The sequence below is a fragment of the Streptomyces sp. NPDC006294 genome, from assembly GCF_042870895.1.
GTDB lineage: Bacteria > Actinomycetota > Actinomycetes > Streptomycetales > Streptomycetaceae > Streptomyces.
Genome location: NZ_JBIAHV010000034.1, coordinates 1 through 11,027, shown reverse-complemented (window position 1 = coordinate 11,027; position 11,027 = coordinate 1). Strand labels below are relative to the sequence as shown.

At 75.1% G+C, this 11,027-nt stretch carries 1 protein-coding gene; it reads left to right on the top strand.

All coding sequences use genetic code 11. The annotated features are described in order from the left end of the window. Positions 1-11,027: amino acid adenylation domain-containing protein (locus ACFYOP_RS33645; RefSeq protein ID WP_388453925.1), on the top strand; the 11,027-nt coding region annotated here is incomplete at both ends.

Genomic DNA, 11,027 nt, shown 5'->3' with positions numbered 1-11,027 from the left:
ACGGGCTCGCTCTGCGGTATGTGGTGTTCGGCGGCGAGGCGCTGGATCTGTGGCGGCTCGAGGAGTGGTACGGGCGGCACGCGGACGACGCTCCGCTGCTGGTCAACATGTACGGCATCACCGAGACCACCGTCCACGTCACCCACCTGGCGCTCGACCGCCCCACCGCCGCGTCCAGCGAGGGAAGCCTCATCGGCTCGGCCATCCCGGACCTCTCCCTGTACGTGCTGGACTCGGCGCTGCGCCCCGCCGCCCCGGGCGTCGCCGGTGAGATGTACGTCGCCGGCGCCGGCCTGGCCCGCGGCTACCTCGGCCGGCCCGACCTGAGCGCCGACCGGTTTGTCGCCGACCCGTACGGCGCCCCCGGCAGCCGCATGTACCGCACCGGCGACATGGCACGGTGGAACGCGGACGGCGAGCTCGAGTACCTGGGCCGCGCCGACCAGCAGGTCAAGATCCGCGGCTTCCGTATCGAACTCGGAGAGATCGAGGCCGCCCTGCAGTCCCACCCGGACGTGGACCAGGTGGCCGCCGTGGTCCGCGAGGACCGGCCCGGCGACAAGAAGCTCGTCGGCTATGTCGTCCCCGTACGCGACGGCGACGGCCCCGGCGCCGCGGCACTGCGCGACCACCTCGGCGCCCGGCTGCCCGAGTACATGGTCCCCGCCGCGTTCGTCGCACTGGACGCCCTGCCGCTGACCGCCAACGGCAAGCTCGACCGCAAGGCGCTGCCCGCCCCCGAGATCGCCGCGAGCGCCGACGCCGGAGCCGTACCGCGCACCGCCACCGAGGAAGTGCTCTGCGCCCTCTTCGCCGAGGTGCTGGGACTGCCCCGGGTCGGCGTCGACGACAACCTCTTCGACCTGGGCGGCGACAGCATCGTCTCCATCCAGCTCGTCTCCCGCGCCCGCGCCGCCGGCCTCCGGCTCACCACCCGCGACGTGTTCCGGCACCGCACTCCCGCCGCGCTCGCCGAGGCCGCGGACGCGGCCGCCCCCGAGACCGCCGCCGGACCGCGCGACGACGAACCGGCCGGCGACCTCGCGCTCACCCCGATCGCCGGCTGGCTCGCCGAACGCGGCGGCCGCATCGACCAGTACCACCAGTCGGTGCTGCTCCAGGTCCCCGCAAACCTCACCGAGGCGGATCTGCTGACCGCGGTGCGCGGCCTGCTGGAGCGGCACGACGCGCTGCGGATGCGGCTGCTCGGCACCGGCGCCGACTTCGCCCTCGACATCCGTCCGGCGGACGCGGCGGCCGCCGTCGCCGAGGACAGCGTGCGCCGCGTGGCCGTCACCGGCGCCGACGACGCCGCCCTCGCCGACGCCGTCGCCGAGCACTCCGCCGCGGCCGTCGCCGAACTCGCTCCGCTCGACGGCAGGATGCTCCGCGCCGTCTGGTTCGACGCCGGAGCGGACAGGCCCGGCCGGCTGCTGCTGGTCGCCCACCACCTGGTCGTCGACGGAGTGTCCTGGAGCATCCTGCTCCCCGACCTGGCCGACGCCTGCCGCGCCGCCGCCGAGGGCCGTACGCCGCCGGCCGCCGTCCCCGGCACCTCGCTGCGCACCTGGGCCCGTGAGCTGACCCGACTGGCCGGCACGCCCGAGCGCGCCGCGGAGCTGGAACTGTGGCAGCGGACCCTGAGCGCCGCCGACCCGCGCCTCGGCAGCCGTCCCCTGGACCCGGCCGCCGACACCTCGGCCACCGAGCGGAGCCTCACCCTCACCCTGCCCGTCCGGGCCACCCGCGCACTGCTGTCCGACGTGCCGTCCGTCTTCCACGCCCGCGTCAACGAGGTGCTGCTCGCCGGCCTGGTGTCCGCCGTCTCCCAGTGGCGCAGGGAACGCGGCGCCGACGCGCCGGACGTGCTCGTCGACATCGAGGGCCACGGCCGCGAGGACGTGGTGCCCGGCGCCGACGTGTCGCGCACCGTCGGCTGGTTCACCAGCCTCTACCCGGTGCGGTTCGCCGCCGCCGACCACGACGAACTGCCCGGCGCCGGACTCGGACGGGTCAAGGAGGCACTGCGCGCGGTCCCCGACAACGGCATCGGCTTCGGTCTCCTGCGGTACGCCGACCGGCGCGCCGGAGAAGCCCTCGCGGCCCTCGGCGCCCCGCAGATCGGCTTCAACTACCTCGGCCGCCTCGGCCGTTCCGGCGAAGGGGACTGGGCCACCGCGCCCGGCGCGGCGCCGCTGACCGGCGCCTACGACCCCGCTATGCCGCTCGCCCACACGGTCGAGCTCAACGCCTTCACCCAGGACGGCCCCGACGGACCGCGGCTGACCGCCGTGTGGAACTGGGCCGGCGGCCTCCTCACCGAGACCGAGGCCCAGCACCTGGCCGACCTCTGGTTCCAGGCGCTGCGCCGGCTCGCGGCCCAGGCGGCGGAGCCGGACGCCGGCGGCTTCACCCCCTCCGACCTGCCGCTGGTCACGCTCTCCCAGGAGCAGATCGACCGGCTCTGCGCCGCACACCCCGCCCCGGCAGACATCCTTCCGGTGGCGCCGCTCCAGCAGGGCCTGCTGTTCCACGCGCTCTTCGACGACTCCGGCCCCGACGTCTACACCGTCCAGTTCCTCTTCGACCTCCAGGGGCCGCTGAAGGGCGACGAACTGCGCGAGGCCGCCCGCTCCCTGCTCCGCCGCCACCCCAACCTCCGGGCCGCGTTCCACCACCAGGACCTGCCCCACCCCGTGCAGGTGGTCCCCCGCGCCGCCGAGCCCGGCTGGACGGAGCTGGACCTGTCCGCCCTTCCCGAGGACGAGCGGTTCCAGGAACTGACCCGCGTCCAGGAGGCGGAGCGGCGGACCCGCTTCGACCTGACCGACCCCCCGCTGCTGCGCTTCACCCTCGTCGCCCTCGGCGAGGACCGGCACCGGCTCGTCTTCACCCACCACCATCTGCTGCTCGACGGCTGGTCGATGCCCCTGTACGTGGCCGAACTGCTGGCCCTGCACAGCGGCCGGGAGCTGCCCGCCCCGCCCGAGTACCGCGGCTATCTGCGGTGGCTGACCGAGCAGGACGTCCCGGCCGCGCAGGAGGCCTGGCGCGAGGCGTTCGCGGGCGTCGAGGAGCCCACGCTGCTGGCCGGCGCGGACCTCGACACCACCCCGGTCGCCCCCGACCAGCTGCTGTTCGACCTGCCGGCCGACCTCACCGCCGCCGTGTCCGCCACCGCGCGCCGCAACGGCCTCACCCTCAACACCGTGGTGCAGACGGCCTGGGCGATCCTGCTGGGCCGGCTCACCGGCCGGGACGACGTCGTCTTCGGCGGCACGGTCTCCGGCCGCCCGCCGGAGGTCCCCGGCGTCGAGTCGATGGTCGGCCTGTTCGTCAACACCCTGCCCGTCAGGGTGCGGCTCGACCCGGCGGAGACCGTCGCCGCGCTGCTCGCCCGCGTCCAGGACGAGCAGTCGCAGCTCCTGCCGCACCAGCACGTCGGCCTCTCCGACGTCCAGCGCATCGCCGGCATCGGTGAACTCTTCGACACCATCACGGTGCTGGAGAACTACCCGCTCGACCCGGCCAGGCTCTCCGAGCCCTCGCTCGCCGTCACCGGGATCGACGGCCGGGACGCCACCCACTACCCGCTCAGCCTCGCCGTGATGCCGGGCGAAGGACTCCACCTGCGGGTCAACCACCGGCCGGACGCCTTCGACTCCGACGCCGTGCGCAGGATCGTCCGGCGGTTCGAGACCGTGCTGCGCTTCGTCGCGGAGCGCGCGGCGGAGCCCCTCGGCCGCCTCACCCTGCTCCTCCCGGACGAGCAGGAAGGTCTCGAGCGCGCCAACGACAGCGGCACGGCGCCCGAACCCGCCACCTTCCCGGAGCTGTTCGCCGCCCGGGTGGCCGCCGCCCCCGACGCCCCGGCGCTGCGCCACGCGGACCGGGAACTGACCTACCGGCAACTGGACGACCGGGCCGCCGCACTGGCCGGACGGCTGGCGGCCGCGGGAGCCGGCCCCGAGAAGATCGTGGCCGTCGCCCTGCCGCGCTCCGCCGAACTGGTCGTCGCCGTCCTCGCCGTACTGAAGGCGGGCGCCGCCTATCTTCCGGTCGACCCGGACTACCCGTCCGAGCGCATCCGGTACATGCTCGACGACGCGGCCCCCGCCCTCCTCGTCACCACCGGCGCGCTGGCGGACACCCTGCCCGGCGGGGTGCCGCGGTACCTCGTCGACACCGACCACTCCGCCCCCGCCGCGTCGGCGCCGGCCGCCGTCCAGCGGCCGCAGGCGCCCGCCTACGTCATCTACACGTCGGGTTCGACGGGTCGTCCCAAGGGTGTGGTGGTGACGCACTCGGGCGTGGCGTCGCTGGTGGCGTCGCAGGTCGAGCGGTTCGAGGTGGGTCCGGGGAGCCGGGTGCTGCAGTTCGCCTCGCCGAGTTTCGACGCGGCGTTCTGGGAGCTGGTCATGGGCCTGCTCACCGGCGCGACCCTCGTCGTCGGCAGCCCCGAGGAACTGACGGCCGGCCCGGCGCTCGCCGCCTTCGCCGCCCGCCACTCCATCACCCACGCCACGCTGCCGCCCGTCGTCCTCGGCGCCGCGGCGGAGGGGGACCTCGCGTCCGTCACCACCCTCGTCGTCGCCGGCGAGGCCACCACCGGCGAGGTCGTCGAGCGCTGGTCGGCCGGCCGCCGGATGGTCAACGCCTACGGGCCGACCGAGTCCACGGTGTGCGCCACGATGTCCGGCGCCCTCGCCGGCGGCGCTGTGCCGCCCATCGGCGGCCCCGTCACCGGCACCCGGGTGTACGTGCTCGACGCGAACCTGCGTCCCGTGCCGCCCGGCGTCGCCGGTGAGCTGTACATCGCCGGCGCCGGCCTGGCCCGCGGCTACCTCGGCCGCCCCGGCCTGACCGCCGAACGCTTCGTCGCCTGCCCGGCAGGCGGCGCGCCGGGCGAGCGGATGTACCGCTCGGGCGACGTGGTGCGCTGGACGCCGGACGGGGAGCTGGAGTTCCTCGGCCGCGCCGACGACCAGGTCAAGGTCCGCGGCTTCCGCATCGAACTCGGCGAGGTCGAGAACGCGCTCGCCCGGCACGACGACGTCGCCCAGGCCGTCGTCGTCGTACGGGACGACCCCGGCGGCCGCCGGCTGGCCGCGTACGCCGTCCCCGCCGACGGCGCCGCCGCCGACCCGGCCGCGCTGCGCGCGCACCTCGCGGCCGCCCTGCCCGACTACATGGTGCCCGCGTTCGTCGTCGTGCTCGACGCGCTGCCCCTCACCCCGAACGGGAAGGTCGACCGCAAGGCGCTCCCCGTCCCCGACCTCGGCGCCGCCGGGGAGGGACGGGCCCCCTCGACGCCCCGCGAAGAGATCCTCTGTGCCCTGTTCGCCGAGGTCCTGGGCCTGCCCGGGGTGGGCGTCGACGACAGCTTCTTCGACCTGGGCGGCGACAGCATCGTCTCCATCCAGCTCGTCGCCCGGGCGCGTGCGCGGGGCCTGGTCATCACCCCGAAGGACGTCTTCAAGGCCCGCACGGTCTCGGCGCTCGCCGCCCTGGCCCAGGCATCCGACACCTCCGACGAGGAGAACGGCGACGACATGACCGACGACGGTCTCGGCGCGGTACCGCTCACTCCGATCATGCACTGGCTGCGCGAACGCCAGGGCCCGGTCGACGGCTTCAGCCAGTCCGTGCTCCTCCAGGCGCCCGCAGGGGCCCAGGAGGCACACCTCACCGCCGCCCTCCAGGCGGTCCTGGACCGGCACGACACACTGCGCCTCCGGCTGACCCGGCGCGGCCCGCTGTGGGGCCTGGAGGCGGGCGAGCGCGGCAGCGTGGACGCGGCGTCGGTCCTCGACCGGGTGGCGGTCACGGCCGCCGGCACGGACGAGCTGGCCGAACTGGTCGCCGCGCGCGCCGAGTCGGAGCGCCGGGCGCTGTCCCCGGAGAACGGCACGGTGCTGCGCGCCGTCTGGTTCGACCTGGGCACGGAGCGGGCCGGTCGGCTGCTGCTGACGGTGCACCACCTCGCCGTGGACGGCGTGTCCTGGCGGATTCTGCTGCCGGACCTGGAGACAGCCTGGCAGGCCGCGGCCGCCGGCACGCCGCCCCGGCTGCCCGCCGTCGGCACCTCCTTCCGGCGCTGGGCCGAGCAGCTCACCGCCCGCGCCCAGGACCCCGGTCTGCTCGACGAGCTCGAACTGTGGACCGACATGCTCGCCACGCCGGACGCGCCGCTCGCGGACCGCGCCCCGGACCCGCGCAGGGACACCGTGGAGAGCGCCCGCAGCCTCTCCCTCACCCTCTCCGCGGCGGAGACCGCGCCGCTGCTGACCACCGTCCCGGCCGCCTGCCGGGCGGGCGTCACCGACGTCCTGCTCGCCGGGCTCACCGTCGCGGTCGCCGAATGGCGCCGCCGCCGCGGCCAGGACACCGCGGGCGGCCTCCTCCTCGACCTGGAGGGCCACGGCCGCGCCGAGACCGACGGCACGGACCTGTCCCGCACGGTCGGCTGGTTCACCGCACTGCACCCCGTACGGCTTCCCGCCGGTTCCTGGCAGGACCCGTCGGGCGCGGTCAGGGACGTCAAGGAGCGGCTGCGCGCGGTCCCGGACAGCGGACTGGGCTACGGTCTGCTGCGCCACCTCAACCCCCAGACCGCCCTGGCGCTCGCCGGACTGCCCGCGCCCCAGATCGGCTTCAACTACCTGGGCAGGTTCCGCCGCGCCGGCGGCGGGGACTGGGCCCCGGCACCGGAGGCGTCGGTCATCGGTGGCGGCGCCGACCCCGGCATGGGCATGCCCCACCCGGTGGAGATCAACGCCCTCGCCGAGGACGGCCCCGACGGTCCGGCGCTCGTCGCCACCTGGACCTGGGCCGGCGAACTCCTCGACGAGAGCGAGGTGCGCGAGCTCGCCGGGCTCTGGTTCGAGGCGCTGCGCCGCCTCGCCGCCGGCGGGCCGCGCACCACCGGCGGGCTCACCCCCTCCGACCTGCCGCTCGTGACGCTGACCCAGCCGCAGCTCAGCCGGCTCGAGGCCGACGTGCCCGGTCTGGCCGACGTGCTCCCGCTGGCCCCGCTCCAGGAGGGCCTGCTCTTCCACTCGCTGCTCGACGACGGCAGCGCGCCCGACGTCTACACCGTGCAGCTCTTCGCCGACCTCGAAGGCCCCCTCGACGCCGTGGCACTGCGCGCCGCGGCCGCCGCACTGCTGCGCCGCCACCCCAACCTGCGGGCCGCGTTCCGCCAGGAGGGCCTGGACCGCCCGGTCCAGGTGGTCCCCGCCGAGGTCGAACTGCCGTGGTCAGAGACGGACCTGAGCGGTGTCGAGGAGAGCGCCCGCGACGCGGCGCTCGACCGCCTCCTCGCCGAGGACCGCGCCGACCGCTTCGACGTGACGGCACCCCCGCTGGTCCGCTTCCACCTCGTGAAGCTGGCCGACGACCGGCACCGGCTGCTGTTCAGCAACCACCATGTGCTGCTCGACGGCTGGTCGATGCCCGTCATCGTGCAGGAGCTGTTCGCGCTGTACGGCACGGGCGGCGACGACCGCTCCCTGCCGCCCGTACCGCCCTTCGAGGACTACCTGCGGTGGCTCGACGGGCTCGACACGGACGCCGCCGCCGGCGCCTGGCGGCAGGCACTCGCCGGACTGGAGGAGCCCACCCTCGTCGCGCCCGGTGTCGTCCCCGACACCTCGGTGCAGCCCGAGCGGGTCACCCTCACCCTGTCCGAGGAGCAGTCGGCGGCGCTCACCGGCTTCGCCCGCAGCCGCGGACTGACCCTCAACACCCTCATCCAGGGCGCATGGTCCGTCCTCCTCGCCCGGCTCACCGGACGTGACGACGTCGTCTTCGGCGCCACCGTCTCCGGCCGGCCCGCCGAGATCACCGGTGTCGAGTCGATGGTCGGCCTCTTCATCAACACCCTGCCCGTACGGGTCGCCCTGCGGCCCGAGGAGAGCGTCGCCGCCCTGCTGGAACGCATCCAGGACGAGCAGAGCGACCTGCTCGAGCACCAGCACCTCGGACTCTCCCGGATCCAGGAACTGGCCGGCGTCGGGGAGCTGTTCGACACGCTCGCCGTGCTGGAGAACTACCCGCTCGACCCGGAGATGCTGCGCGCGCCCGGAGACCTCACGGTCACCCACATCGACGGCCGTGACGCCACCCACTACCCGCTCACCCTGGTCGTCCTGCCCGGCGAGCGGATCGAGATCCGGCTCAACCACCGGCCCGACGCGGTCGCGGCCCCCGTCGCGCAGGCGCTCGCGGCCCGCCTGGAGGGGCTGTTCACCCGGCTCGTCCAGGAGCCGGACCAGCTCGTCGGCCGCCTCGACGTTCTCACCGCCGTCGAACACGACATGGTGCTCACCGGCTGGAACGACACCGCGCGCGAGATCCCGGCCCTCACCTTCCCCGAGCTGGTCGAGGCGCAGACCCGGCGCAGCCCCGGCCGGACCGCCGTCGACCACGAAGGCGGCAGCCTCACCTACGCCGAGCTCGCGGAGCGCGCGAACCGGCTGGCGCACTGGCTGATCGCCCGCGGCGCGGGCCCGGAGCGGATCGTCGCCCTGCTGCTGCCGCGGTCCGTCGACATCGTGGTCGCCCAGCTCGCCGTCCTCAAGACGGGCGCCGCCTATCTGCCGGTCGACCCGGACTACCCCGACGAGCGCATCTCCCACATGCTCACCGACGCGGGCCCGGCGCTGGTCCTCACCACCGCCGCGCTCGCCGAACGCGCGCCCGTCGCGGACCCCGTACTGCTGGACGTGCTGGACCTGTCGGGCTGCCCGGCGACCGACCCGACGGACGCCGACCGGCGTTCCGCGCTGACCCCCGCCCACCCGGCGTACGTCATCTACACCTCGGGCTCCACCGGGCTGCCGAAGGGCGTCACGGTGACCCACGCGGGCATCGCCACCTTCTCGGCGACCCAGATCGAGCGGTTCGCCGTCGACGGCGACAGCCGGGTCCTCCAGTTCGCCTCGCCCAGCTTCGACGCCTCGGTCCTGGAACTCACCATGTGCCTGCCGGCCGGCGCGACGCTGGTCGTGCCGCCGCCCGGCCCGCTCGCGGACGAGGACCTCGCCCGGGTCCTCGCGGAGCGGCGGATCAGCCACGCGCTGATCCCGCCGGCCGCGCTGGCGACGGTGCCGCCCGCCGAACTGCCCGACTTCCGCTGCCTGCTGGTCGGCGGCGACGCCACCAACAGCGCGCTCGTCGACCGCTGGGCCCCCGGCCGGACCATGTTCAACCTGTACGGCCCGACCGAGTCGACCGTCGTCGCCACGATGAGCGAGCCGCTGAAGGCCGGCGGCGGAACCCCGCCGATCGGCCGCCCCATCGAGAACATCCGCACCTACGTCCTCGACGGCAGCCTCCGCCCCGTCGCCCCCGGCACCGCGGGCGAGCTCTACCTCGCCGGGCGCGGCCTGGCCCGCGGCTATCTGCACCGCCCCGCCCTCACCGCCGACCGCTTCGTCGCCGCCCCGTTCGGCGAGCCCGGGGAGCGGATGTACCGCACCGGGGACCTGGTCCGCTGGACGCAGGACGGACAGCTCGAATACCTCGGCCGGTCCGACGGCCAGATCAAGCTGCGCGGCTTCCGCGTCGAACTCGGCGAGATCGAGTCCGTCCTCGCCTCCCACCCGCGCCTCGACCAGGTCGCCGTGGTGCTCCGCGAGGACCGCGCGGGCGACAAGCGGCTCGTCGCCTACGCGGTTCCCGCCTCGACACCGCCGGAGCGGGCGGCGCTGCGCGCCCACGCGGCCGGCGCGCTGCCCGACTACATGGTGCCGTCCGCGTTCGTCCTCCTCGACGAACTGCCGCTCTCCCCGAACGGCAAGCTCGACCGCAAGGCCCTGCCCGCGCCCGACTACGCCGACGCGGTCACCGGCCGGTCGCCCCGTACCCCGCAGGAGGAGATCCTCTGCGCGCTGTTCGCCGACGTCCTCGGCGTGCCGGCGGTCGGCATCGACGACAGCTTCTTCGACTTCGGCGGCCACTCGCTGATGGCGACCCGGCTGGCCGGCCGCATCCGTACCGCCCTCGGGGTCGAACTGCCCGTACGCGCCGTCTTCGAGCACCCGACGGTCGCCGGGCTCGGCGGACTCCTCGCCACCGCGGACGGCGCACGCACCGCCCTCGCCCGGCGCGGGCGCCCCGCCGAGATCCCGCTCGCGCCTGCCCAGCAGCGGCTCTGGTTCCTCGGCCGCCTCGAGGGGCCGAGCGCCACCTACAACCTTCCCGTCGCGCTGCGGCTGACCGGCGAGCTGGACAAGGACGCGCTGCGTGCCGCGCTGGACGACGTCGTCGGCCGCCACGAGAGCCTGCGCACCCTCTTCCCCGACACCGACGGCCGCGCCCGGCAGCACATCCTCGCGCCGGACGAGGCGAGCGTCCCCTTCGAGATCCGGCACACCACGGCCGACGACCTGCCGGCCCAGCTCGCCGCCCACGCGTCCCGCGGATTCGACCTGGCGGGCGGACTGCCGCTGCGGGCCACCCTGTTCGAGACCGACGCGGACGACAGGGTGCTGCTCCTGGTCCTGCACCACATCGTGGCCGACGGCGCGTCGCTGGCGCCGCTGGCGCGTGATCTGTCCGAGGCGTATGCGGCCCGTCGTGAGGGCGGTGCTCCGCAGTGGCGGCCGCTGCCGGTGCAGTACGCCGACTACGCGCTGTGGCAGCGCGAACTCCTCGGCGAGGAACAGGACACGGACAGCCTGAGCGCACGGCAGACCGCGTTCTGGCAGGAGGCGCTGGCGGGGGTTCCGGAGGAGCTGCGGCTGCCCGCCGACCGGCCCCGCCCGGCCCGCGCGAGCTACCGGGGCGACATCGTCCCCTTCGAGTTCGACGCCGCGCTGCACGCCCGGCTGACCGAGCTGGCGAGGGAGAACGGCAGCACGCTCTTCATGGCGCTGCAGGCCGGACTCGCCTCGTTCCTGACGGGGATGGGTGCGGGGACGGATGTGCCGTTGGGGACGCCGGTGGCGGGGCGTACCGATGAGGCGTTGGACGAGTTGGTCGGGTTCTTCGTGAACACGCTGGTGCTGCGGACGGATGTGTCG